This is a genomic window from candidate division KSB1 bacterium (assembly GCA_034521575.1).
GTDB lineage: Bacteria > Zhuqueibacterota > Zhuqueibacteria > Residuimicrobiales > Krinioviventaceae > JAXHMJ01.
Window position 1 is genome coordinate 1,792,487 of record JAXHMJ010000005.1, and the last position, 24,460, is coordinate 1,816,946.

The following is a 24,460-nucleotide window of genomic DNA, read 5'->3' on the forward strand; positions in this document are numbered from 1 at the left end:
TGTTCTGTTATTCTTTTTCAATTTTATCAATGCGCCGCTGATGCCGGCCGCCCTGGAACTCGGCATCCAGCCAGGCATCCACGATCCGGATACCCTCCTCCAGCGACACCATGCGTCCGCCCAGGGCGATCACATTGGCGTTGTTGTGTTCTTTGGCCAGACGCGCGCTTTCCTCATCCCGGCACACGGCGCAGCGCACGCCGCGCACCTTGTTGGCCACGATGGCTTCCCCGTTGCCGCTGCCGCCGAAGACCAGTCCCAGATCGCAGTCACCGTCAGCCACACTTTCGGCAGCGGGACGGCAAAAATCCGGGTAATCCACAGACTCGCTGCTGTCTGTGCCAAAATCCACAATCTCGTATCCCCGGTTCTGCAGGTGCTCCTTTACGACCTGTTTGAGTTGAAACCCGGCATGATCCGAACCGAGGGCAATTTTTTGAGTCATTTTTGCTTCTCCTGAATATTGTTTACCTTTTTAACCGACAAACGCAACCGTTCATTCCCGGCCATCCGATCGGATGTCTGAGCAGAGTATAACAATAGAACACGGATGGCACGGATCAGACAGAGGGGCGAGTGCGTCAGCGCGCCCCGGATATCATACTTGAATGCTTTGTTTTTAAAAAACAGACCTTATGTTTAAAAAGTTATTGTAAAGACAGGTCCATTTCATTAACATATTACACATTCATCAATTTACAAAAATGAAAGGACCTGTCATGAAAAAGGTAAACAAACTAAGCTTCACAGACAAACATTTTTATATTGGTCTTGATGTTCATAAGAAACAATGGACCGTCTGTATTAGTGACAATCAACTGATGATAGAAAATTACACAATGAATCCATCCCCACAGGAATTAAAAAAACATCTTGATAAACGTTATCCGGGAGCGACTTTTCACAGTACATACTGGAGTATGTACTGATCAAGGAGCACCCTAAAGTTATCAAAAATCTAACAGCAATATTGCGCAAATACCCAAGTATACATCTCACTGTGCGAATTTCTACAAGCGGTAAAACCCATTTTGAGACAGAAAACAAAGCTCTTGCTAGTTTAGATCTACACCGAGCTATCTGGAATTTTGCATTACAGAGTATTCACTCAATTAGCTTTGCTGATTGAGGTCATAATAAACCGGTTATGCGGCCCTTACGGCTGCATAGGATTATGCGTACTCACCCTCCCGCTCCATTGCATCGTTCCATCCCTCCTCTTCAGACTTGACTTTTTCTCAAAAATTATTTATATTTTTTCTATTTTTTTTAAGGAATTCATTTGAGACACCACAGCAAACAAACAATCGCCGTTCTGCAGCTGCTCATCATCATCTGGGCCCTGTTCAGCGTCGCGTACTTTTCCCACACGCATACGGACACGGCCGGCCGTTTGGTGGTGCACTCGCATCCGTTTCAACCGCATTCGAATAGCAAAACAACGCCTCACAGCCATTCGCAGCAAGAATTCAATATCTTGGCGCCGTTTATGAAGCGTTTTCCGCTTTTATGCTTGTTCTTTTTGTTGTTTTCTTTTTTCTGCAACCAAACCGCAACCTTGATGCTTTCACGCCTCTCATCAATCCCCAGCCTGTCCTGCCTTCGCGTGCCGACCGCGCCCCGCCGCTGTCTCCGGTCTCCTTGTAATATTGTTCTAAATCCATGCAGAACAGGTGTGTTTTCTGAATCTGCAAATCTCTGACCGGAAACTTGAGTTTCAATACATGAAACATCAATCCCTCTTTGCATCAACATTACTCTGTATCCTGTTAATCCTGTGTTTCGGATTGATTCTCTCGCACCAAAATCGTACCGCGACGCTTGATTGAACAAAAATGTTCGGTTAATCTGGCCGACGCGTTAGAGATGCAGACCGGTGTTCGCGTGGAAAACAATTGTCAAAAACATGATGAATGCCTATCAGAAGGATATTGAAAAAGGAGCAGCCCGCAATCCGGCGTATATTTACAATCCGAGTCAGCCAAGGACCGTATACGCTGCGCTGCAAACAAATTTCTGATGCCACCCCTGAAAACACAAAAAAAAGGCCTGTCATTGACAGGCCTTTTTTTTGTGCGCCCACAGGGAATCGAACCCCGAACCTACTGATTAAGAGTCAGTTGCTCTGCCTAATTGAGCTATAGGCGCATCCGTTTGAAACAAAAAAAAGGCCTTTCAGCCTTTTTAAAGTGAGGGCGCCGGTAATCGAACCCAGGACCGACGGCTTAAAAGGCCGTTGCTCTACCTAGCGAGCTACACCCTCGAAACGATGAATATAATATAAAGCTTTTTAAAAAGACGCAATAAAAATATTTTTATTGCCCCAACTTTTTTTCTTTTCAGTAAAAATATGTTTTTGTTGTATTTTTCAGTAAAGATGATTACCATTCACACTAAACAGGTAAAAAGAATGCCGCCTGACAAGTTTAACCAAAATGAACCGTCGACCCAATAGTTTTATACTCTTTAGCGCGTTCCTCCTTGTCGCACTAATCATACGTCTGATCATGATCTCTATGCGCTGGATCAATCCGGATGAAGGCGCACATCTGATGGATGCCCGCCTGCTCCTTGAGGGTTTTTTACCCATCGTGGATTATGGGGCAAGGCAGCCTGTTTATGTGGGATTATTGGCGGGTTTGCTCAAACTGTTCGGCAACACACTCTCCGCGGGCCGATTGCTTCCGGTTTTATCATCAATGGCCGGAGGCGCTGTTCTTTTTATGATCGGAAAGCGTCTTTACAATCCACGCGCGGGCCTCGTCGCCGGTACGCTTTATCTGTTTCTCCCTCTGACGATGGTTTGGTCACCCGTGGTCAAAACAGAACCACTGACCATTGCTCTCACTTCTCTCGCCGTTCTGTTTGTCCTCGATTCCATACGCCAACCGCACCGGCTTTCCATGCTGTTTATCGGAGGTGTGTTTGCCGGATGCGCCTTTTATGTGCGTCAGCCTTCTCTCTACATCCCCATTGCCGCTGTTTTGTTTTTCGCAACCGCCCCGGGTTACAAGCACCGGGCGCGCCTCACCCGCATCATCATCTTTGCCGGTGGTTTTCTGCGGTTGTCACTGTTACCCTCTTTTTACTTTACTATAGCCGGCATGACCGTACAGGAATTTATGGCGTCTCAACTGAATCCTCTTTATCTGATCTGGAACCGGGTGCCGCATTTATTCAACATGCTGCCGGATCAGTACAAAGTTGTTGATTCAAGCGGATTCCGCGTCTGGTCAGGATGCAGCCTATACACTCCAGGCCTGGCGCCAGGCGGTTTTCTTTTCTCTGTTCCCCCTCACCAGCACCGCCCTGTGGATAAGCCGCAGACATTTTAGAAAACCGGGCTATCTTTTAACACTGTGGTTTGTTATCTCCATTATACTCTATATCTATCAATCTCTGAATAAAAGCTATTACACCCAGTATTTTACCGAAAGCCTGCCTCCTCTGCTGCTGCTCACAGGCGCCTGTCTTTCCGGATGGTACAAGGACTATAAGGTCAACCATAAAGACGGGCGGATTCTTGCCGTCCTGGCGCTGTTTCCGGCGCTGTTTCTCCTGCAGCGGGCGTTCTGGCAGAGCTTCCACGGTATTCCTGTTTACATTGTCCTGTTTACGTTTTTATCCCCTTACCTGTTGTTGTGGCTGCGCCTGACTGATCTCAAAACATCGTTTCGATTGTCTCTGATCAACACGCTCATCATATCCAGTTTTGTTCTCCTGGCCCGGCTTGTCAACCTTGACCCGCTTTTACTAACCATTGCCGCCTTGTTTCTACTGTTTTACTCATCTCAGGCTGTTTTACAGTACTGGGGCCGCACTCTAAAGGAAAATCGGGGGAAAGTCGGGACTCTGCTGCTGATTTTTTCCTGGTGTTTCTCAGCCGCATTTTCCGGCCAGGTTATCGCGTTCAATTATGAAACCGTCTGGTCACGCTCCACTCTCAAACAAGTGTCGGCTGTTTTAAAACAGCATTCCCAGGACAACGGATCGGTGCTCAGCGGCGGAATGATCTGGACATTCGAAAGCGGACTTTATCCTTTTGCCCGCGTTTCACATCCGACTGAATTTTTAAAAAAACGCCATCAGGATTTTGAATCCGAGTTTATTGCCAACCCCCCGGAATTCATCATCCTTGACGGCTATACGCATCGCAAGTTCCAGCGTTATGAACTTTTTATACAACGCCAGATTGAACTCTATTACCAGCCCGTGGATACCGTCCAGGGCTCCCGCTATCCGGTCGAGATCTTACAGCTCACCGGGTATCCGCGGCAAGAGTCACATTTTCTATCCAAAACTGACCGTCCATGAGTTTACGCAGTCAAACAATATCCGGGGTGCTATGGACCGGTATGGCCAAAATGACCATGCAGCTGATGCTGATCGCGGTTCAGCTTGTGTTGGCCCGGTTGCTCTCAAAAGCGGACTTTGGTATTGTGGGTATGGCCGGTCTCGTCACGGTAGCCATCGGCATGGTGAACGACAAAGGACTGGGTACATCAGTTATCCAGAAAAAGACAATCCGGGATTCCGAACTCTCGACCATGTTCTGGATCAGTCTGGTGTTTGGCTTATTACTTTACCTTGTGTCGTTTGCAGCTTCATTTCCCCTGTCGATATTTTTTCGCAATGACACGGTACAACCCGTCATCAGCGTGATCGCCCTCGGCTTTGTTATCGGCGGATTCGGTATTGTTCCCAAATCCATCCTCACCCGTGAGATGGCATTCAAAAGACTGGCTATCATCGAAATCATCTCTGTCTCACTGTCCGGCATTATTGCCGTAACTCTGGCGTTTCTCGGTTGGGGAGTCTGGAGCCTGGTCGCCAATGTACTGTTAAGAGACTCTTTTATGGTTATCGCGCTTTGGTTCGCCTGCCCGTGGCGGCCTCGTCTGCATTATTCACATTCCGAGTTTAAATCCTTTTTCCAATTCAGCGCCAACGTACTCTCCAATGATGTCATGATCTATTTGGTCATGAATGCGGACATTACCATTGTCGGCAGAATCCTGGGAGAAACCGCCCTCGGACTTTATACCTGGGCGCTTTATATGGTCAAACTGCCGGTCCAACGCATATCCGGTATTGTCGCCAAGGTCGTCTTTCCGGCCTTTTCAAAGGTACAGGATGGCATCCAAACCTTCCAACGCGGCTACCTGCGCGCCATGACATATATTTCATTGATTACATTTCCAATTTTGATTATATTAGGGGTCTATGCACAGGAATTTATACTCGTTTTTGTAACCGATAAATGGATAAACGTGGTTGTCCCGCTGCAAATTTTGATACCGATGGCCATGCTCAAATCCGTTGGAACCATCAAAGGTTCTGTCCTCATGGCCGTCGGGCGTCCTGATATCGAGCTTAAATGGAACTGCTTTTACCTGCTCCCCCTTGCCGGCTGCGTATGGCTGGGCACCCGATGGGGGATCATTGGAGTGGCTGCAGCATTCACTGCGCTCTATGTGGTGACCTGGCCGGTCATTCAGGATATAACGAACCGTCAAATCAATGTAACACCGAAACTGTTTGGCAGTGCGTTCACCGCAACCGGACCGGCTTCACTGGTCTTGTTCGCAGGCGGTGGTTTTTTTCGTTATGTTCTTGTACATATATGGAACTGGCAGTCCGTTTTTGTTTTGATCGCTGGAGGTATTGTTTCTTCAGCCCTGTATCTGGCGATGATCTTTTGGCTGGATGCTTCCCTGTTGACAGAATGGAAAACCATGATCAAACAACGTAAGAAAATATGAAAATAGCAATAATGGGAATTCGCGGTATTCCGGCGAATTACGGCGGGTTTGAAACATTTGCAGAAGAACTGGCGCCGCGGCTGACAGACCGCGGGCATGACGTCACGGTTTACGGCCGGTCTCATTTTATTGATTATCAAGAACCGACGTATAAAGGCGTCCATATTAAAGTTTTGCCGACGATCAGTCATAAATACCTGGATACGGTAGTTCACACACTGGTTTGTACACTTTATAGTTTTTTCAAGCCCTATGATGTCGTGTTTATCTGCAACAGCGCCAATGCCGCATTCTGTTTCATACCGCGCCTGTGGAAAAAACCTGTGGTCCTGAATGTGGATGGACTGGAATGGAAACGGCAAAAATGGAACAGCGCCGGGAAAGTGTATTATAAAATTTCAGAATGGCTGGCCACCTTCATTCCGAACGCCATTGTTTCCGATGCGCGCGATGTGCAGGCCTATTACGCCGGGAAATTTCACAAAACATCCACGTATATCCCGTATGGCGCTCGCTAAACCGGGTAACCCGGCACGGAATATTCTACAAGCAGTACAAGATCAATCCGGACGGATATATCTCGATGTCAGCCGCATGGAACCGGAAAACAATGCGCACCGGGTGATCAAGGCATTTGAACAGGTAAAAACGGCTAAAAAACTGGTGATGGTCGGTGACGCGCCGTACGCCACAGAATATATCAGGCAACTGAAAACCACAAAAGATCCGCGTATTCTCTTTACCGGCTATGTGTTCGGCAACGGTTATCGGCAGCTGCAAAGTCATGCCTATGCGTACATTCAGGCCACCGAAGTCGGCGGCACGCACCCGGCCCTGCTCGAAGGGATGGGCTATGGCAACTGCATATTGGCCAATGATGTACCCGAACACCATGAAGTGCTGGGCGAAACCGGGCTCTATTTTTCGAGAACAGATAATAATGACTTGGCCGATAAAATTCAGTTTATTGTGGATCAGCCCGATCAGGCCCGCTCCTTCCGCAAAGCCGTACAAGAGCGCGTCCGTTCACGCTATCAATGGGACCGGATCGCTGATCAGTATGAACATTTATTCAAAAAGGTCGCCCGCTTATGAATCTAAAGCGCAAAAAAACGACCCCGATGTTGCTTGTCATTCTGCTTGTTGCAGCGTTTTTGAGGCTCTATGGAATTAATTTCGGAAAGCCTTTTTTGTATCATCCGGATGAAATCAAACTGACCGCTCAGGCCGGACGTATGCTGAGCACAAAGTTCATGGATAAGGACGCCTGATTTTGGGCATCCGGGTGTATCCGCCGTTCTATCCCGATATGCCGGCCTGCGTGCTGGCTGTTCAGGTTGGAACCGGTCTGGCAACCGGACAATATGACTCTGCTCCAGGATGTGCAAACCACCTTTGAACAGGACCCCTTTGTGTTTTTTCTGTGGAGCCGAATTTTTGTCGCTCTGCTGGGTGTTCTGACCGTGTTTTCACCTCTACCCTATCGGCAAAACTGTATAACCGCAATCTGGGTCTTTTGGCCGCCCTGCTCCTAAGTGTCAATTTTCTGCATGTCCGCCATTCTCACTTTGGCACCGTAGATGTGCCGTCTGCTTTCTTCGGAGTGCTGTGTCTGTTCTTTTGCGCCTTGATGATGCAACACCGGAAAACGCGCTATACGATTCTGGCCGCAGCAAGCGTCTCGCTGGCAGTCGCTACAAAATTCAGCATGCTGTTTCTGGTTCTTCCGTTCCTGTGGGCGCATTTCAGCCAGGCGCCGCTGCGACAATGGTTAGAGCGCCTGAAAGACCGACAGCTGTGGATCGGTGCCGCGACCGGCATACTCTCCTTTTTGATCGCCTGTCCGTTAATCTGGCTGGATTTTAACGAAACCTGGGGCGGCTTCCTGGGCGCACACCGGTTTGAACAAGCCGGTAAAATCGGCAGCGGCGGCGGATTTTTATCCTATTGGACCGGACAACAGGCCCCGGGATTTGGTGTCTTTTACCCCAATTCGATCCCGGAAACCATGGGTATCATTTTGAGCCTCTCGGTGATTATCGGCATTGTCATCATGATGATCCGGCATAAAAAATCAGACCTATTGCTGCTCTTGTTCATGCTTCCCACTTATTTCATGTTCGAAGACATGCTCTATCAAAGCCATGCGCCACCTGCTGCCCCTCGCCGCCGTTTTTCATGATCACGGCAGCCCTGACTTTTGAATGGCTTTATGACAAACTCAAACGACCGGGGTTGAAAATCCTTTTGGCCGCACTGATCCTGTTCGTGTGTGCGGAAAATGCCGCTCACGCCGTCTCTTACTTTGACAAGCTGAAAGATACAGACCCGCGCACCAAAGCTGCATCCTGGATTCAAAACAACATCAAACCCGGTCACAAGGTTATTATCGAGTCCTTTCCTCCACCTATCCCGGAATCCGACAGTCTGGATGTGATCGAGGCGGACCTGATGCGCAAGAGCACCCAAACGACCGAATCCCTTGAAACCTTACTCAAAACCTGCGATTGCTGCTATTATATATCGGATGATTTTACCCGGCAGGTGTTTGACTGGAAGTATACAAAACAACATTATGCAAAAATTAGTCAGGACCGTAAAGATTTTTTCAATTGGCTGGAACAAAACAGCAAATCAAGTCGCTTATTTAAGAGCAAACACCCGATTTTGCAGCCGTCTGTAAAAATATATAAAATGCACAACCCGGAACAATAGAGCCTGTCCGAACTATGATGATAAAAAAACTAACAATCGTAATCCCCGCCTATAATGAAGCTGACAACCTGGAACAATTGTTTCCCCGTTTTCACAAAGCTGTTCAGGATTTGCGGGCCAAACAGATCGATGCAGAAATGGTGGTTGTCAATGACGGAAGCTCGGATGCCACTGCAGCAAAAAGCAGAGAAAACCATGTAACCGTCGTTTCGCATCCCTTTAATCTCGGCGTATGCGCCGCACTGCACACCGGATTTCTTTATGCGCTTGAAAACGACAGTGACGCCCTGATCACGGTAGACGCCGACGGACAGCATAATCCGGAAGATATCCATTATCTGATCCGGGAATTTGAAAAAAGGAATTCGGACGTCATTATCGGCTCCCGCTTTGTCGAGAAAACCGGCTATAAAAAAGAGTTTCTCCGATTCTCGGGCATCAAATTATTTTCTGTACTTGTGAAACTGCTGACCCATCTCACCATCCATGATGTCACCTCCGGATTCCGGGTCTTTGATAAAAAGGCGATCAGATTTTTATCAAACCATTTTCCCGAGGACTATCCGGATGCTGAAATCCTTATCCTGTTGAACAAATCCGGGTTCAAGGTAGAAGAAGTACCAATTGAAATGAATCCCAGAATGCAGGGCACATCTCAACACAACCTGAAATCCGCTCTCCTCTATCCGTTCAAAAACCTGCTAACTATCCTGATTGTTTTGATCAGAACATTGCAAAAAAAGAGGGCGAATACATGAAATATCTGGATATATCGCTTCGTTCAAAGCTCATCGTGGCGCTGATCGCCCTTGTTTTCATCACGTATATCATCTCGCTGCTGTACAAAAACAAAATGTCGGCCAGTTTTGCCCTGGGCTGGATCATCGTCACAATAATCGCCACTTCCGGCATTGTATTTCATCCGGTGCTCAAATTTATCACATTTATCAGCGGTGTGCGGACCGGCGCCAATACTCTGACACTTTATGCATTTGTCTTTATCTTTGCGGTCTTGATCGTTTTTTCCATACAACTGTCAACATTGTATTCGCAGAACAAAAAGCTATCCCAACAGGTTGCCCTGTTACGAACAAGGCTGGAAAAACTCGAACCAGGAAATTCACGTGAAACGCAATAAGTTATTCAATTCCAAATCTCTTCTATTCTCTCTGTTTGTTCTGGCATTGATTGTTCGCATTGCCTATGTGGTTCAGCTGGAGGACCAGTATTATTACTATGATACAGTACACTATGATACTGCCGCCCGGCACATATTATCTGAACAGACATTTGGTCCCAGTTTACATTACTATGGAGAGTATGATCACTATGCCCTGGAAGCACCGTTCCCGATTTACTTATCTTTCATTTATATGATTTTCGGCCACAGCTATCTGGCCGTGCGTTTGATGAATGTTCTTTTGTCTATGATTTATCTGTTTATCCTGTATCAAATCGCACGGCGTTTTTCCAAACGGGTGGCAGTGTGGGCACTGATGATCGCCAGCCTATTCCCCTTTTTCATTTATATCGCCGGTCTGCTGTATGTAACACAGTTGTTCGCACTGCTGTTACTTTTGATTGTGTATTTTTTTCTCCAGTACATGGAGACAGGCCGAATCTCACATCTGGCCTTGGCCGCTTTTTTTTATGCATTAACCATTGCCACCCGTCCCGTTCTTTTGCCTTCAATCCCGCTGGTCCTGCTTTGGGTGTTTTTCGCCAGGGATATACGCTTTACTGTAAAAATGTTTAGAGTGTCCCTGTTAGCAATCATCATTCTGATCGTTCTCACTCCCTGGACCTACCGCAACTATAAAGTTTTTGGCGTTATAGCCCCGGGTCGCGCCTGCCTCGCAGAAGCCAATATTTTTCAAGACATTAAATACTTGATTGAACGCAAAGAATCAGTAAAGCAAAAGCAGTTTACAAACCGGCATTTTTCTGTCAAAGTAAATAAAAATGACACCATTTCTTCCTGGGAATTTTTTGTCGACGATTCCTCGTTCATGATTCTCGAACCCTACACAAACATCAAAAACACACGCACCCCTTACCTGGGACTTTTGATTTACGGTGATTCGTCATTTCGTCTGGATGGCTTAAAGGCGTGGGACGAAAGCGGACAAGTTTTTAGCCTGAATACGGCGCGTCCAGCCGCATTATCGGAGCGAACTCACCTGGACAATGGAAAGCTGGTTACATCCGCATCAGGACAGACATGGGAGCCGGCAGCGGTCTTTAAACTTGAGAATCAACCCGAAAAAATTGAATTGAAATACCCGGAGACCATCCCCGCAAGAGAAATAAGGCGCATAGCCCTATGGACCAATCTAAAAGACTCTGTGCTGACCACAGACGGGGTTATGCTCTGGCTGCATCCCTGGTACGAAGCCGACGCCTGGTTTGTGAAAAACGGCAAACCGGATCACAGCATCAACGTCAAACCGATTTATCCGCAAACCAGCACAAAGGTGCTTTTCCGGTTAATAAAGAAACATCCGATTAAATTTTTCAAAAAACACTTTATAAAAGAGGTGGACTGTTTTGGTCACCCGCCGTATACAGAATCGAAAAACAAAACATCCCCAAACAATTGTACAATATGATTTCCATCATGTTTTTAACACCGCTGTTCATACTGGCCCCCATCGGCATATTCAGATTACGGCATTCTTTAAAAACCCTAACCCTGATTCTAATTCCCATTGTCACCATTTCATTTTCCTATGCCCTGTTTCACGCCGAAGTCAGGTATCGGATTCCACTTGACGGGCTCATTATTCTATTGGCAGTGCTGGGTTTGAACAGCGTGGTCACATACGCTATTAAAAAAAAGCATCATGCCTGATGAGTATGTGTACAACATAAAACCCCCGATAACAGAAATGATTGAGAAAAAAAACATATCAATTTTTAAGCGTAAAACGCTGGTTTTCCTGTATGCTTTTTTTAGCGCTGGTTTATTTACACTATTCTGGATTCTGGCAGGAGAAAAGTGGAAAGTTTTTGGTGATGCTGTCCAGTATCTTGCGGTCTATCACAACGACCCGGCGACAGCTCCTTTCGGATATCGTATTCTGGTGCCGTATTTGGCCAGGTTATTCCCCTTTGGTGCAACAGTGAATTTTGCCATTGTCACAATCGCTTTTCTGATCCTGACTAATCTTGTAATTGTTAAATATTCGCAACTGAAAAATCATTCACCTGTTCATTGCCTTGTTTTCAGTTTGTTCTGGCTTTGTTCGTTTGCATTTGTATATTATGTGACAACATGGATCCGGGCGGATGCTCCCATGCTGTTTTTGCTGGCGCTGATTATTTTACTATCACAGTACAGAATTTCAGTTTTTGCATTATTCTTTATTCTGGCTCTGGGGCTTTTATCGCATGAAACCATGCTGATCGGGTTGTTCATGCTATGGATTGACAATATTTTCCATGGATCTTTTACCGGTGGGAATCGATACAAGTATTACGAATTAATTTTCATCACCCTGCTTCTGATCCTGTTTTGGGTCCTGACGCGCTATTGGATATCAGTAAAAGTCTCAAGTGATCTGAATTATACAAACTCTTTTTTCGCCCTGTTCACCTATGTTCTGGAGTACAGCGGAGGCCTTTTTAAACATGGCATGCGGATTTATGCCGCATACGGCCCCGTTCTTATATACAGTTTTTTGTTTATCACAAGACACCAAAAGAATAATAAAATTTCATTCTTTTCCTTTTTGTTTGCAGCCCTTGTCGCAACATTCTTTGCAACCGACACCTTACGAGTCATGGCGATTATCTATTTTCCAGTGTTATACTATGCTGCAAATTATATAGAACTGTTGTGGAAAAACAAGCAACAGATCAAGGCCATATCACTGGTTCTGCTTCAGATGAGCTATTCCTACATTGTGTATGGTCATCTGAGAACCTTTGAACAATCTCTTCTCTTGACTGTGATTGCAGCACTGTTGTCTGCAGCCGCTTTGCTTATCACCCTTTTTCATAACAAATCAATATCCGGCCCCCCGGCTCGGACTGTATCGTGACAAATAAAGATTGAACTCGAAATGAAACTTTTCCATAAAACTTTGATCATCCTGTTCGGTATATCTATTTCAATAGAACAGGGATTCACCATGGTATTGGGGCGTCTTCAAAACGGTAATCTCATCGGCCCTGATGTGGTCATGCCCGTTGACATTCTGTGCTATGCTTTATTGCTCTTCAAACCCTACAAGCATGTCCATACCCGCTCAAAATGGATGATCACCTTTGGCATCACACTGTCTTTGCTGTATCTGTTTTGGTCGTTTCTGGGTGAATTTATCTCCTACGATCCGGCCGCATTCCGCTTTGGATTTGTCCACCTTGCCCGGGCCATACTGGTATTTATAACCATCCTCACTCGAATTCAAACGCGGGAAGATGTCATAAATTTCACCAAAGGGATTATGTATTCCCTGGGAATTCAGGCAATTATTGGTGTCTGGCAATGGCAAATCGGCCCGGTCAATATACCGTTTTTTAAAATGAACTATAGTTGGCGGGTATCCGGTACACTCCGCGTGGCGAATGCGCTCGGCGCATTCACAGCAGCACTAACCCCGCTGGCAATTCGTCTTGCTCTGTTTACCAAAGTAAAACCCCGTTGGCTCTGGATGATCATCGCTGTATTCTCAATCGGAACCCTTTATGCCACTTACACAAGAGGCGCCTGGATATCCTTTACGATTTCCATGGCATTGTTTTTTATTATTGACTTTTATAAAGCAAAACTGACCAAACGGGATCTTTCTCTGCTGCTTTTAAGCTTGAGCGTTGGGATCATCCTAATCAATATCAAATACGGAGATGCTATTCAAAATCGTATGTCTGGTGCTGAAGAATCTCTGAGAGGCGATAGTGGACACAGCCGACTGAATATGGCCAGGGACGCCATTGGAATTATCCGGGAAAATCCGGTATTTGGCGTCGGACTTAATAATTACCGTTTTCATGCCGATCCATCAATACAGGGAACGCGCATCGTGCATAACACCTACTTGCTCATAACAGCACAACAGGGAATCATCGGCATTGCTTTGTTTGTGATCTTGCATATTACATTCTTTTACAGGGGGTTCAAGATAATCCACACAAAGGATAAAACATTATATCATATCGGTATGGCAACTCTGACAGGGATGATGTCACAATTTATTTACTTTCTTGTCGCTCCTGATTATCGTCTCGTTCCGGTGAAGCTCCAACACTGGCGACTATTGGCAACATTAGCAGTTGTAATCGTCGCAAATCACGAACATCAAATCCTTTTGCGAGTCAAAAAACTAAAGAAAAAAACATCTTATCAGGGTATCCCAGGAAAAATGCTGCGGCCAAATGGAAATCTTGCAAAAAAATATTAGTTTTATAGGTACAAGTAAAATATTTACAACACTGCTCGCTTTTATCCTTGTCCCGGTGGCAACCCACAACCTGGGAAGCGAACAATTTGGTATATATACCCTTGCCACTACAATTGGATTTATCATTATTCTTTTGTCCGATATGGGTATTTATACCATCACCGCCCGGGAAATATCCAGGCATCCCGGGATTGCCTCTTCTTTTTATGCCAGAGTACTCTCTACAAAAGGAATTCTCGCATTACTGACCATTCCCTTGTTAATTGTCTTTTTACTTTTGATGAACTATAATGCAACAAGTGTATACGTAATAGGGGTCTATGCGTTTTCCGCTGTGCTGACTTCCTTTTCAAGAGGCGCGTTTGGTGTTTTTCAGGGGTTTCAAAAGATGCAGTACGAAGCAATCTGTGTCTCTACCGAAAAAATTATTTCCTTTTCAACCGGAATCGCCCTGCTGCTTCTCGGATTTGGTGTAAAATTTTTCATCTGGTCGTTTGTTATTTCCAGTATTGCCCAGTTTCTGCTTGCACATTTTTACATGTCACGACACTTTCTCAAAATCCGTTTTCGTCTGTCAGCAAAACAATGCGCGTGTTTTATTAAGTGTTTCAACCTATGTTGGCGCTTCGGCATTCCTGGCAATGGTCTACAATCATCTCGATATTTTGATGCTGTCCAAAATGGCATCCCTTGAGGATGTTGGTAACTATTCTGCTGCTTATCAGATACTCCGCGTAACCAGTATCTTTCCCACTATTCTTGCAACCGCATTCCTCCCCCAGCTCACACGGCTTTACAACAATTTCCCGTCGCTCGGTGCACTTTTCTCTCAGGGTCTCGGCTATCTGGCCATTTTTATTATTCCACTCGTGCCTGCGGTCATGATTTTACACGAACCGCTGTTTGTGTTTATTTGTGGGACTGATTTTATTCCCGGCAAAGATGCCTTTCAAATTCTCGCATTTGCAGTGGTATTTCAAATGCTGAATATATTTTTTGTTCCGCTTTATATTGCCCTTGATCAACAAAAGAAAATTGTTCAGTTTCAAGGGGTCGGACTTTTGGTAAATGTCTCATTGAATTTAATCCTGATTCCCGTTTTATCCTTTATCGGCGCCTCTTATGCTACTGTTGCGACTGAATTTTGTATTTTTGCACTGATATTTATCTGGATTCGCCGTAAATTATCTGTCCCCCTGCTGCCACGGTTGAAATATCTACTCAAACTGGCGGCAGGCACTCTGATAATGTGTATATTCATTATCATATCACAATTTTATTCGTTGCACATTGCTATCATTGTCGTAGTTTCGGTAATTATTTACAGCATTGCGTTGGAATTGTTAAATGCGGTTAATTTTACGCATTTAATCCGGAATATTGTATCGTTACACAAATAAAATTACCATGCCGTAAAACAAGGATAAAATATCGAATAAACACCTTTCCTGGCTTGTATTTTGCAGGGATTCCTTGTGTTCACTGTCAAATAAACCGGGTATTGATACTATTGCTTTCAGAACAAAAAATCGAAAAATTACAAACATTTTATCAGCGTCAAAAAGCACTTGTTACATCCCCGTTCATTGACGAACAGATGACTTTAAACTCTCCGCTGTTCCAGGGTCTGCAGCAGCGACTTGCTATTTCTTTTTCAAACAAGCGCATTCTCGACATTGGATGCGGCAGCGGGATGCTGGGTGCATTTTTTAATAATCATCAGCATTATACAGGACTCGACTTGAATCAATGGCCGTCCTTTCATATTCTTACTGATGATAAACACCATTATTCCCGGGCCAATGCCTTGCATCTTCCGATTCAAAACGCAATTATGGATATTGCAATTTGTATGGACAGTTTCGAGCATTTCCCCGATCAGTTCATGGCCGCCCGAGAGATCAGACGTGTTCTCAAACCGAATGGTTCGTTTATATTATCTGTTCCCAATTATGCGAATATTTCAGGATTTGTAAAATACCTGAACGAATACTCCGGGCGCTATGAAAAGCAGACATGGGCACCTTTTGATTTCTGGGAACCTGAAGAATTGGAGCATTTTATGACGCCGGGCCGTATAAAAACCATCTTTAGAAAAGCCGGTTTTCGATCTTTTCAACGGTTCGGCTATGATAAAGAAGTGGTGATCGGTTTGTGTCCCTGGGTCTGGCACCCTAAAATGCCTCGCAAACTGGCTCGCTTGATTTCAAAATTATTTGAACCGGTGTCATCACCGCTTGTAAAAATATGGCCTGAAAGCAGTCTGCACACTTTTTGGAAAATTCAGTGAGGTTGTTATGAAGTTTAAAATGCTTATAATCGGATTAGTATTGTTGTTATTCATCCAGGTATCAGCTCAGGACAGACTCAATCCGCCGTTTCCACGCATAGCCAGTTACAGTATGGGCGGAAAACACTGGCCCCAATACTCGATTGGAACGCGTTATCAGATACAATCAAAATATGACCTGTTGTTTACGGCAGGAACCGAAGACCGCGATGGCACATATAAAGCCACCCGCTACCGGTCTTTGAATCCGGATCAAATCCTGATCGGAGGCGGGGTGAACGGTCTGTGGTTTTATGATCCCCCTCAATATTATCTCTATCGCAGCTACCGCGGCTATGTTCAGGAAGAAGCGCAATCCAACCAGGGATTCATCGTGGTGGACAGCACTCAGGGAATCGGTCAGGGCGTCAATGATATTCGTTTTGTGTATGCGGTGATTAATAACGACGTGGTCAATGTAACCGGCACATCCAATGATACAATCTTTATCACCAACGATGGAGGTTTTTATTCTCTTGAACACACCGTCAGCGTCGGAGATTCAGTACTCAGTCCTATCCGTGTTGCCGGCCCCGGAGTTATTCCCAATTTTAGCCAATGGTCGCCCGCCGTGGACGGAAAACATGTTTGGGACTATTTGGCAGAAGAAATACTTTTACGGGAATTTGACTGGGAAAGCGAACTCTATGACGGCGTGTCGCATGATGCATTATCACCCAGGCTCCCCATCACCAGTATAACAATGGATATGAACCTGAACGGCATTGATGATTTTATCGAAATGGGCAGCAATCCCTATGCGGCCAGCCGATATTCCATTGATCCTCACAGGAGAGAATATATAGAATTATGGTTTGAACGCGAAAGTGAACTTATGGAGCAACTGACACCTGATCTCCCTAATCTGCAGTTCGGCAATGCAGGCGGTCCTTGCCCGTTTTTCTTTGATCAGTTGAACGGTCACCTTTATGAAGGATTTTTACGCTGGTCATCCTGGACTCTTTTAAAAAACGATTGCCTGCAGTGGATGAATGCAAACAGAGAAAAAAACCGTCCTTCTCTGATGTTCATAGAAGACTATATCCCCGAAAAATGGTCGCATGACGGCAAAGACCGGTTCAATAAAATGCGTTTCGGATTGACAACGGCCCTGTTGTTTGACTGTTATTACGGCATGACGTTTGGTGATTTTTATTATATCATGCTGTGGTATGACGAATTTGAAACCGATTTGGGATACGGAACATCCGACCCCTTTGTACAGGCCAATGGGCTCTGGGTTCGCTACTTTGATAAAGGTGTCGCTGTCTGTAATCCGACGGGAATGAATCAAACCCTATCACCGTCTGATCTGGACGGCACCTATTATCGACTCAAAGGCGGTCAGGATCCGGAAACCAATAATGGTGAAATCTTTGATCAACCCATCGAACTCTATGGACATGACTATGGTGATGATCTGCGTGGTGACGGTATTATCATGTTCACGACGCCGACAACCTCTGTCTCTGATATAATCGTCGATAATTTTTACCACCACAGTACATCTCCCGGAAGTGAACCCGTTGAGCTCACGGGCAATTGGGGCCGTTATATTACCGCGGGCTATTATGAATGGGACAAAAACAATCCCTACTATTCCCAATTCGGCGGAGGCCAGTCAATCGGGGAATTTGATGAAGCTTATGGCTATCACGCCGTTTCGGCCGGCGATGGTGAGGCCTCAGCAACCTGGCGCCCGACAATCGGAGTGGAAGGGTATTATGAGATCAGTGAGTGGCATGGCTGGCATGGAGATGAGCCGCATTCCTATAACGAAGCCTCAAACGTTCCATTTGAAATCGTCGTGGAATCAAACAAAATCATTCAGGGTGTCATTGACCAAACTAAAAACTATGGTCAGTGGAATCAATTGGGATATGTTTACCTGCCCAAAGGGCAAAGCGCATACGTACAAATCAACAATTCAACAGACGGATGGGTCATTGCCGATGCGGTTCGGTTCAAATATCTGGGTGAAAACGCCACACCTGACACAACGGCTCCAGAGCCGCCGTCGAATATCAGAATAATACATGAATAAATATTAGCGATTTTTTAAAAAAATATTTACCTTTAGGTCCCTTTTTAAATGCCTGATATTGATAAAACTCGATTCTTACATAACATTAAACAGCCCAATCCAGTATAACTCAAAATTATGAGCGGGAACAGAATAATGGCAAACACAAAACAAAATAGCGGCAAGCTCTCTTTTTTCTTTTTTGTTGTATCTTTGATGATATTTGCATTCATTTGCGGACTGGTGTTTGCCAGCTTTGAATGGTTTCCTTACCCTTATTTCCAGAAAGCATGGTACACGGCCAAAACGTTGTGGCAGGACAGTACAACAATTCACAACCTCAATCCTGCGCGATATCCTGAAAAAAATGGTGTTCTCGTCAACAAACAGGATAAGGTTTACCCCGGTATCACTCTCATTTCAGGTGCATGGAATCCCGACGATGAAGAGTGGCATTACGGTATACGTCTCGTGGATATGCAAGGTAATATTGTGAATGAATGGAAGCTGGATCCCGCCAAAATCTGGCCAAAATCTCCCCATACCGACCATACTGCCGGCCTGCATAATAAAAAACGCAGAACTATGATTCATGGCGCTCATATATATCCCAACGGAGATATTGTTTTTAATTTTGAATATCTGACACTCGTAAGAATGGACTGGGATGGCAATATCATATGGAAGCTGCCATATCGAACCCACCACTCTGTATTCGAAGACGAAAACAAAAGCCTGTGGGTTTGTGGCGCAAAATGGCGTGAAGAACGCGTTCCAGAGTATCCGCATTTGAACCCCAATTTTACAGAAGATATGATTGTCAAAGTTTCCCCTGACGGCGAAATTGAGCGGGAAATTTCGATATTAAAAGCCCTGTATGAATGCAATTATTATGGACTGTTGTTCTTTGACTGGGTCTATAATACAGACGACGTCACCCATCTCAATAATGTCGAGGTATTGAGTTCCGATATGGCCGAAAATTTTGAATTGTTTGATACCGGGGATATTCTTATTTCGATGCGATATATCAACTCCGTTATGGTCATTGATGGAAAAACAGAAAAAATAAAATGGTCGTTCACACACCCGTTTGTGGCTCAACATGACCCTGATTTTCACCCGGATGGAACAATTACCGTTTTCAACAACGGATTGTCCAGAAAAAATTCCGAATCTGTCCTGGGCGGCAGCGAAATTCTTAAAATCGATCCGGTTACCAAATCGATTACCCCGATTTATGGTCATAAAGAAGATCAATATTTCTATACCAACCGCGGCGGTAAGCATCAACATCTCCCCAACGGAAACATGATCATTACGGAATGCCAGGCAGGCAGAGTATTTGAAGTCACTTTAGCTGGAGAATTGGTCTGGGATTGGCATACATCCAAATGGAATGAGAATATGGTAGCGGAAATCATGCAAGGCACACGCCTGCCTGAAGGCTATTTGACATTTTTGAATGAATAATCGCGTTTATGATCGACCCGAACACATTAAGCTCAAAACATAAAAAGAGTCAATTCTTTCTCTTACTGCTGATACTCGGAGCTGGCGCATTCTTTCGATTTTACGGGATTGATGCCCAGCTCCCTTATCTTCAGCATCCGGACGAACCCATTTATGTCGAGATCAGCCGAACCATCTTTCAAACCGGTGATTTGAACCCGCACTTTTTTAAATATCCCTCCCTGTTTTTTTATCTCCGCACCCTGGCATACATCCCTTTCTATTACACTGGGAAAATAGCGGGAGCATTCGATTCACCCGGGGACATTATGGGAATTATCAATCTTACCATGGGAGTCAGCAAAGCACAAACTCCATCGCTGATTATTTTTGATCGGAGTATCACAGTTTTTTTCGGAGTTTTATCAATCTTTTTTGTCTTTTTGATCGGCACCAAAATGCTGCGGAACCGGTACTTTGCCCTGCTGCCCGCTTTATTCCTGGCGCTGTTCAGAAGCAATCTTTATTTGGATAAAGTCATTGCTCCTGATACTTTTTTACTGTTTTTTCTCCTGCTTACAGCGTATTATACCCTGTGTTTATTCGAAACCCCATCCCGAAAGAACTATATCCTTGCCGGTCTGTCTGCCGGACTTGCCATATCAGTCAAGTACAACGGGGGGCTCATATTACTCCCTATCCTCATTGCACATCTGATCCTTGAAAAAAAGAAGGCTCTAAAAAATATCAATATCTATATCGCCATAGCCGCGACAGGGCTTGGATTCATTCTAACCTCTCCGTTCGCTCTACTCGATTTCAATACATTTATCCACGATTTTTATTTTGAGATGATGCATTATTCAAAAGTTGGACATATCGGCATGCAAGGCAACACCCTGCAATGGTATGCAAGTTATCTCTACAAATATGTGGGCATCATCATCCTGTCTTTGGCACTGTTGCAAATTATCAAAGGCTTGTGGAACTTTACACCCAGGCTGATTATCTTTGCATCATTTCCTGTTGTTTATTTCATCATGGTCGCTCGTATACTGGTGAGAAATGAAAGAACCATTTTCCTGATTGTGCCGTTTATTTTCATTCTGGCAGTGGGATTTATATCCGATCTGATCTCGTCAAAAAATTCAAGGTTGCAGACCTCTGCCGGATGGATCGGACTTTTATTGTTGATACTCCCGCTCTATCATCATACCAATGCTGCCGTGTACGTGAGTAAAAATTATTATTACAGCCCCAATCACGATCTTGCGCGCGAGTGGATCAATGCGAATATTCCTGAAAACTCCAAAATCGTACTGGAAAGTTATTCTCCTTTTATTTCCCCTGAAAAATACAATATAACAGGATTAAAACGCATTATAAACCAAGATATTGACTGGTATCTGGAAGAAAATGTCGATTATATCATTGTCAGCGATATGATGTATTCTCGATTCTTTAAAAACCCGGAACAGTACAAACGTGAACATGATCAATATCAGCACATTTTTAATAAATTTCAACACTTGAAAACCTTTGATAAACAAGGCAGGCCGGTGCAAATCTTCAAAGTGACTGAGAAAACTTTGCACCTGAACAACTTTTAGAACAAATATGACTTTACAAAAGAAATCAAATCTGATCTTTGCGTTATCCATACTGGGCGCCGTACTCGTCTATCTCAAAAACGGCTGGGTATCGGACGACGCTTATATACTTTTCCGGGGAATTGAACAGCTTTTTGCGGGGAACGGGCCCAACTGGAACCCGCATGAACGTGTGCAAACATTCACAAGCCCGCTCTGGTTTTGGCTGCTGGCCTTTACGCGAATTTTCTCCTCCCATCTGTATATAAACACCATACTCACGTCGTTCTTACTCTGGCTGGGAACTCTGTTCATTCTGAGAAAACTCTTTGGAAATGACTATGTTTTGCTCGCTTCGGTGCTCCTGTTCACAGCCTCGAGAGGATTCTATGATTATACAAGCTCGGGATTAGAAAACACACTGGCCTATTTTTTTATCGCTTTGTTTTTATTTTTAAACAACAAATTATTTTCAAAAAACCCGCAATCAAACAGAAAAAGAACGGTCATTTTCAATTTGATTGTATATGGCCTGCTCATATGTATCCGTCATGATCTTGCGGTCCTGTTTTTCCCGATCGTGCTGTTTTCAATATGGAAATCCGCGCATCTGTTTACCCTAAAACAATGGATAGGGCTTTGTGTCGTCTCTTTGTCTCCTTTTATTATCTGGACACTTTTTTCTCTGGTCTATTATGGTTTTCCGTTTCCCAACACAGCTTATGCAAAGATTGATACCGGTATTGATAAATTATTGATCATGCAACAGGGTGTCAAATACCTGATATCATCGCTGCTATTTGACACAATAACCATGACAGTCATCGGAGCAGCCCTCTTTGTATGCATAAAACGCGGAAAGGCCGACAGCGTCCGGTTTTTAGGATACGGCATTGTTCTGAATCTGATTTATATCATCTATGTCGGCGGTGATTTTATGCAGGGTCGGTTTTTATCCTACGCATTTATGATTGCAGCGATCATTATAATGCAGCAAATTGCCGCAAACTGGAACAAGAAACAACAAGGATTCGGAGTCGCCGTTCTTCTGCTTTATCTTTTCTTATATCCAAACACCCCCTTTGCAACCCCCCTCAACTATCAAAATTACAGATCAAAATTAATGATTTCGGATGAAAGAGGTACTTATTTTAAAAGAACTTCTCTCTATGCCCGCTATATCCGTTACCCTTATTCAGTCGTTTTCCCCCCGCACAAATGGAGCTTTCAGGGACTGCGGTTCAAAATGCAGAATGATCACGTCAGAGTTTTTGGCAATATCGGATTTTTCGGCTACTGGGCCGGAGCAGATAAAATAATTATTGATCCCCTGGGTTTGGCTGATCCGTTATTGGCCAGGCTGCCTGTGCAGGGTGAATGGCGTGTTGGACATTACCTTCGGGAACTGCCAACGGGGTATGTTCAAAGTGTTGAAACAGATAAAAACATGATTGAGAACCCTTCTCTGCATGAATATTATGATAAAATCAAACTCATCACTCAAAGTGATAAACTATTCACGTGGCAAAGAATAAAAACGATTGTTCTGTTCAATGCAGGTACATTTGATCATTTAACAGAATTTTGAACGTTCCGGTTCTGATACAAATAATACGGGGGGCGGCACCTGATTAATTGGAAAAAAGGTTTGATTTTCTCAACATCTTTTTCCGGAATCGTACCCCGTATTAGCAGGAAATCTGTATGTTCATATCCACCCTGATAATTATGCTTAAACGTATAGGGGTCGTAGGGAGGCAGTTTTTTAGTACTTGCATTCCTTCTTAATCGCCACGGCGAAGGAAAATCAACCATTTTATTTATGGCAATGCCCTTGTTCCATATTATGTGATAATTGGCAAAATGATTATACGTGATCATGCGTTTGTAACGTGCGTCGTACAAAATAAATGATAAAACTTTATCTTTTTTGATCCCGTTGAACAAACTCCTGTCAAACGACTTGTTTTCAATTTGGAATTGATTGAAATGCCCGTACCATAAAAATAAATGAATCAAGACTATGGCAGAAATCATAACAATGCGATATTTTAAATGTATTTTAGCGGTTAACATACTTCCCAGCAGGATAACGCCTATAAATACAAAAACCGAAAATCTGTACAAGGTATAGTAAAACGATCCAACAATCTGGAACATGGTCAATAGAGTTAAAAGAGACATCATAATCAGAATAATGATATAGGCATATTTTTTTCTTTCCAATTCATTGCCTATGATCCGATTTATTTTTTTTATGTTGTATAAAGATACGGCAAGGGTAAAAACCGAAAAGGCGATTCCCGCCCATTTGCCTTTATCTCTGGCAAACAGAAAATTATTATCCCAGTGAAGAAAACCTAATCTTTCAAAAAATGTTTTCAGATAGATACTTTTATAATAGTGGCCGACTCGCCTGACAAAAGGAGCGCCCGTTTCACCTAACGAATCATGACCGGAATATGCATACCAGATTAATACAATGAGTATAGCCGGCAAATACACCCAAAACTCTCTGACAGCTCGTCTGAATGAGAATCGTAACAGATAAAAATGATTCACCATCATACATAAAAGAGCGAAAAGCATAATCAAACCATGTACAGAGTACAGGAATAGCATATAAACGGAGAGTATATACCCGTAGATTTTCTTGTCTTTAATTATAAATTTATAATGTAGTATAAATGCAAACATTGTTAACGGGATGCCAAGTGTATAGCCCGTAAACCCCCAATTTACACTGTAATTGTAAAGGTAAAGAAACGCGAGCAATGCAAACCAGACATTCCCCTTTAATTGTCTGATAAATATTAATAGACTGATTGTAAATAATAAAATATAGAGTGTAAAAAAGACATCTTTTGCAAATTCCACGGAAGGAAATACTGAACTGCTCATAAAAAAATGCGAGAAACTGTTGGGCTGAAACCAGAAAGAATCAAATTTAAAAAAGTTTGAAAAAAAGTTGTCCGGGCTGTCGATATAGCGTTCAATCGTTGCCGAAGCCAGGTGCATTGGAAGATCAATAAACGGGAGCAATCTCATATTAGAAATCATTAAAACATGAATTGCTACCAGACCGGCGAACACCAGATAAAAATAACGTTTATTCATGATACCTCCAGGCGCAGCAGAAATATGATACTTTGGATTGCAACAGAAAAAAAGTTCCCGAACTATATTGT

Annotated in this window: 24 protein-coding genes, 2 tRNA genes and 1 pseudogene; 21 read left to right on the forward strand and 6 right to left on the reverse strand. The window is 44.0% G+C overall.

The genetic code is table 11. The features are described 5' to 3' along the window. Nucleotides 1-7: 7 nt before the first annotated feature. The 5 genes from U5R06_21020 to U5R06_21040 all read right to left on the reverse strand — a co-directional run bounded on the left by U5R06_21020 (nucleotide 8) and on the right by U5R06_21040 (nucleotide 2,263). Nucleotides 8-445 carry a ribose-5-phosphate isomerase gene (locus U5R06_21020; GenBank protein ID MDZ7725228.1) on the reverse strand — a complete coding sequence of 146 codons (438 nt, stop codon included), beginning with the start codon at nucleotides 443-445 and terminating at the stop codon, nucleotides 8-10. Nucleotides 446-1,249: 804 nt separating this feature from the next. Further along, nucleotides 1,250-1,405: a hypothetical protein gene (locus U5R06_21025; GenBank protein ID MDZ7725229.1), complete on the reverse strand. Its 156-nt coding sequence runs from the start codon at nucleotides 1,403-1,405 to the stop codon at nucleotides 1,250-1,252. A gap of 41 nt (nucleotides 1,406-1,446) precedes the next feature. Beyond that, a complete protein-coding gene (locus U5R06_21030; GenBank protein MDZ7725230.1) occupies nucleotides 1,447-1,755 on the reverse strand; it encodes a hypothetical protein in 309 nt (102 codons plus the stop codon). Nucleotides 1,756-2,074: 319 nt separating this feature from the next. Then, nucleotides 2,075-2,148: transfer RNA gene (locus U5R06_21035), tRNA-Lys, on the reverse strand. 42 nt (nucleotides 2,149-2,190) lie between these two features. Continuing rightward, nucleotides 2,191-2,263: transfer RNA gene (locus tag U5R06_21040), tRNA-Lys, on the reverse strand. Between the two features lie 253 nt (nucleotides 2,264-2,516). Here U5R06_21040 and U5R06_21045 point away from each other — a divergent pair. The 21 genes and pseudogenes from U5R06_21045 (at nucleotide 2,517) to U5R06_21145 (ending at nucleotide 22,860) form a co-directional block, all read left to right on the forward strand. Beyond that, nucleotides 2,517-3,335, forward strand: a complete 819-nt coding sequence (locus U5R06_21045) for a glycosyltransferase family 39 protein (GenBank protein MDZ7725231.1) — start codon at nucleotides 2,517-2,519, stop codon at nucleotides 3,333-3,335. A 975-nt stretch (nucleotides 3,336-4,310) separates the two neighbouring features. Beyond that, nucleotides 4,311-5,762, forward strand: coding sequence for a lipopolysaccharide biosynthesis protein (locus U5R06_21050; protein MDZ7725232.1), 1,452 nt, complete (start codon nucleotides 4,311-4,313; stop codon nucleotides 5,760-5,762). Then, nucleotides 5,759-6,280, forward strand: coding sequence for a DUF1972 domain-containing protein (locus U5R06_21055; GenBank protein MDZ7725233.1), 522 nt, complete (start codon nucleotides 5,759-5,761; stop codon nucleotides 6,278-6,280). The genes U5R06_21050 and U5R06_21055 overlap by 4 nt, the downstream gene beginning before the upstream one ends. Continuing rightward, nucleotides 6,267-6,857 carry a glycosyltransferase gene (locus tag U5R06_21060; GenBank protein ID MDZ7725234.1) on the forward strand — a complete coding sequence of 197 codons (591 nt, stop codon included), beginning with the start codon at nucleotides 6,267-6,269 and terminating at the stop codon, nucleotides 6,855-6,857. Before U5R06_21055 ends, U5R06_21060 begins: the two co-directional genes overlap by 14 nt. Then, on the forward strand, nucleotides 6,854-7,033 hold the full coding sequence (locus tag U5R06_21065) for a hypothetical protein (GenBank protein MDZ7725235.1): 180 nt from the start codon (nucleotides 6,854-6,856) through the stop codon (nucleotides 7,031-7,033). The genes U5R06_21060 and U5R06_21065 overlap by 4 nt, the downstream gene beginning before the upstream one ends. Before the next feature lie 93 nt (nucleotides 7,034-7,126). Then, on the forward strand, nucleotides 7,127-7,297 hold the full coding sequence (locus U5R06_21070) for a hypothetical protein (protein ID MDZ7725236.1): 171 nt from the start codon (nucleotides 7,127-7,129) through the stop codon (nucleotides 7,295-7,297). Continuing rightward, nucleotides 7,279-7,944: a glycosyltransferase family 39 protein gene (locus U5R06_21075; GenBank protein ID MDZ7725237.1), complete on the forward strand. Its 666-nt coding sequence runs from the start codon at nucleotides 7,279-7,281 to the stop codon at nucleotides 7,942-7,944. The genes U5R06_21070 and U5R06_21075 overlap by 19 nt, the downstream gene beginning before the upstream one ends. Then, a complete protein-coding gene (locus U5R06_21080; GenBank protein MDZ7725238.1) occupies nucleotides 7,941-8,477 on the forward strand; it encodes a hypothetical protein in 537 nt (178 codons plus the stop codon). Before U5R06_21075 ends, U5R06_21080 begins: the two co-directional genes overlap by 4 nt. A 14-nt stretch (nucleotides 8,478-8,491) precedes the next feature. Next, the gene (locus tag U5R06_21085) at nucleotides 8,492-9,235 is read left to right on the forward strand and encodes a glycosyltransferase family 2 protein (GenBank protein ID MDZ7725239.1); all 744 of its coding nucleotides are present in this window, start codon (nucleotides 8,492-8,494) and stop codon (nucleotides 9,233-9,235) included. Next, complete coding sequence (locus U5R06_21090; GenBank protein MDZ7725240.1) at nucleotides 9,232-9,615, forward strand: DUF2304 domain-containing protein; 384 nt, start codon at nucleotides 9,232-9,234, stop codon at nucleotides 9,613-9,615. Before U5R06_21085 ends, U5R06_21090 begins: the two co-directional genes overlap by 4 nt. Next, nucleotides 9,602-11,086: a glycosyltransferase family 39 protein gene (locus tag U5R06_21095; GenBank protein MDZ7725241.1), complete on the forward strand. Its 1,485-nt coding sequence runs from the start codon at nucleotides 9,602-9,604 to the stop codon at nucleotides 11,084-11,086. The genes U5R06_21090 and U5R06_21095 overlap by 14 nt, the downstream gene beginning before the upstream one ends. Before the next feature lie 8 nt (nucleotides 11,087-11,094). Further along, the gene (locus U5R06_21100; protein MDZ7725242.1) at nucleotides 11,095-11,328 is read left to right on the forward strand and encodes a hypothetical protein; all 234 of its coding nucleotides are present in this window, start codon (nucleotides 11,095-11,097) and stop codon (nucleotides 11,326-11,328) included. A gap of 37 nt (nucleotides 11,329-11,365) precedes the next feature. After that, nucleotides 11,366-12,520: an EpsG family protein gene (locus U5R06_21105; GenBank protein MDZ7725243.1), complete on the forward strand. Its 1,155-nt coding sequence runs from the start codon at nucleotides 11,366-11,368 to the stop codon at nucleotides 12,518-12,520. A gap of 21 nt (nucleotides 12,521-12,541) precedes the next feature. Next, nucleotides 12,542-13,879, forward strand: coding sequence for an O-antigen ligase family protein (locus tag U5R06_21110; GenBank protein MDZ7725244.1), 1,338 nt, complete (start codon nucleotides 12,542-12,544; stop codon nucleotides 13,877-13,879). Next, nucleotides 13,854-14,748: pseudogene (locus tag U5R06_21115) on the forward strand (oligosaccharide flippase family protein). Before U5R06_21110 ends, U5R06_21115 begins: the two are co-directional and overlap by 26 nt. Nucleotides 14,749-14,760: 12 nt before the next feature. Next, a complete protein-coding gene (locus tag U5R06_21120) occupies nucleotides 14,761-15,279 on the forward strand; it encodes a polysaccharide biosynthesis C-terminal domain-containing protein (protein MDZ7725245.1) in 519 nt (172 codons plus the stop codon). A gap of 197 nt (nucleotides 15,280-15,476) precedes the next feature. Further along, on the forward strand, nucleotides 15,477-16,169 hold the full coding sequence (locus U5R06_21125; protein ID MDZ7725246.1) for a class I SAM-dependent methyltransferase: 693 nt from the start codon (nucleotides 15,477-15,479) through the stop codon (nucleotides 16,167-16,169). A 7-nt stretch (nucleotides 16,170-16,176) separates the two neighbouring features. Beyond that, a complete protein-coding gene (locus U5R06_21130) occupies nucleotides 16,177-18,252 on the forward strand; it encodes a hypothetical protein (protein MDZ7725247.1) in 2,076 nt (691 codons plus the stop codon). Nucleotides 18,253-18,387: 135 nt separating this feature from the next. After that, nucleotides 18,388-19,704, forward strand: coding sequence for an arylsulfotransferase family protein (locus tag U5R06_21135; protein ID MDZ7725248.1), 1,317 nt, complete (start codon nucleotides 18,388-18,390; stop codon nucleotides 19,702-19,704). 8 nt (nucleotides 19,705-19,712) lie between these two features. Further along, nucleotides 19,713-21,293, forward strand: coding sequence for a glycosyltransferase family 39 protein (locus U5R06_21140; protein ID MDZ7725249.1), 1,581 nt, complete (start codon nucleotides 19,713-19,715; stop codon nucleotides 21,291-21,293). A gap of 7 nt (nucleotides 21,294-21,300) precedes the next feature. Beyond that, a complete protein-coding gene (locus U5R06_21145; protein ID MDZ7725250.1) occupies nucleotides 21,301-22,860 on the forward strand; it encodes a hypothetical protein in 1,560 nt (519 codons plus the stop codon). On the opposite strand, the gene U5R06_21150 is transcribed toward U5R06_21145, so the two are convergent. After that, the gene (locus U5R06_21150) at nucleotides 22,842-24,389 is read right to left on the reverse strand and encodes a hypothetical protein (GenBank protein ID MDZ7725251.1); all 1,548 of its coding nucleotides are present in this window, start codon (nucleotides 24,387-24,389) and stop codon (nucleotides 22,842-22,844) included. The two genes, U5R06_21145 and U5R06_21150, sit on opposite strands and share 19 nt — an antisense overlap. Nucleotides 24,390-24,460: the final 71 nt, after the last annotated feature.

Coding starts and splice junctions, on each gene's coding strand:
- U5R06_21070 (MDZ7725236.1), top strand. CDS start 7,127: ATGACTCTGCTCCAGGATGTGCAAACCACCTTTGAACAGGACCCCTTT.
- U5R06_21050 (MDZ7725232.1), top strand. CDS start 4,311: ATGAGTTTACGCAGTCAAACAATATCCGGGGTGCTATGGACCGGTATG.
- U5R06_21140 (MDZ7725249.1), top strand. CDS start 19,713: ATGATCGACCCGAACACATTAAGCTCAAAACATAAAAAGAGTCAATTC.
- U5R06_21065 (MDZ7725235.1), top strand. CDS start 6,854: ATGAATCTAAAGCGCAAAAAAACGACCCCGATGTTGCTTGTCATTCTG.
- U5R06_21020 (MDZ7725228.1), bottom strand. CDS start 445: ATGACTCAAAAAATTGCCCTCGGTTCGGATCATGCCGGGTTTCAACTC.
- U5R06_21080 (MDZ7725238.1), top strand. CDS start 7,941: ATGATCACGGCAGCCCTGACTTTTGAATGGCTTTATGACAAACTCAAA.
- U5R06_21105 (MDZ7725243.1), top strand. CDS start 11,366: ATGATTGAGAAAAAAAACATATCAATTTTTAAGCGTAAAACGCTGGTT.
- U5R06_21100 (MDZ7725242.1), top strand. CDS start 11,095: ATGTTTTTAACACCGCTGTTCATACTGGCCCCCATCGGCATATTCAGA.
- U5R06_21090 (MDZ7725240.1), top strand. CDS start 9,232: ATGAAATATCTGGATATATCGCTTCGTTCAAAGCTCATCGTGGCGCTG.
- U5R06_21135 (MDZ7725248.1), top strand. CDS start 18,388: ATGGCAAACACAAAACAAAATAGCGGCAAGCTCTCTTTTTTCTTTTTT.
- U5R06_21110 (MDZ7725244.1), top strand. CDS start 12,542: ATGAAACTTTTCCATAAAACTTTGATCATCCTGTTCGGTATATCTATT.
- U5R06_21060 (MDZ7725234.1), top strand. CDS start 6,267: ATGGCGCTCGCTAAACCGGGTAACCCGGCACGGAATATTCTACAAGCA.
- U5R06_21045 (MDZ7725231.1), top strand. CDS start 2,517: ATGCGCTGGATCAATCCGGATGAAGGCGCACATCTGATGGATGCCCGC.
- U5R06_21125 (MDZ7725246.1), top strand. CDS start 15,477: ATGACTTTAAACTCTCCGCTGTTCCAGGGTCTGCAGCAGCGACTTGCT.
- U5R06_21120 (MDZ7725245.1), top strand. CDS start 14,761: ATGATTTTACACGAACCGCTGTTTGTGTTTATTTGTGGGACTGATTTT.
- U5R06_21055 (MDZ7725233.1), top strand. CDS start 5,759: ATGAAAATAGCAATAATGGGAATTCGCGGTATTCCGGCGAATTACGGC.
- U5R06_21145 (MDZ7725250.1), top strand. CDS start 21,301: ATGACTTTACAAAAGAAATCAAATCTGATCTTTGCGTTATCCATACTG.
- U5R06_21130 (MDZ7725247.1), top strand. CDS start 16,177: ATGAAGTTTAAAATGCTTATAATCGGATTAGTATTGTTGTTATTCATC.
- U5R06_21150 (MDZ7725251.1), bottom strand. CDS start 24,389: ATGAATAAACGTTATTTTTATCTGGTGTTCGCCGGTCTGGTAGCAATT.
- U5R06_21030 (MDZ7725230.1), bottom strand. CDS start 1,755: ATGTTGATGCAAAGAGGGATTGATGTTTCATGTATTGAAACTCAAGTT.
- U5R06_21085 (MDZ7725239.1), top strand. CDS start 8,492: ATGATGATAAAAAAACTAACAATCGTAATCCCCGCCTATAATGAAGCT.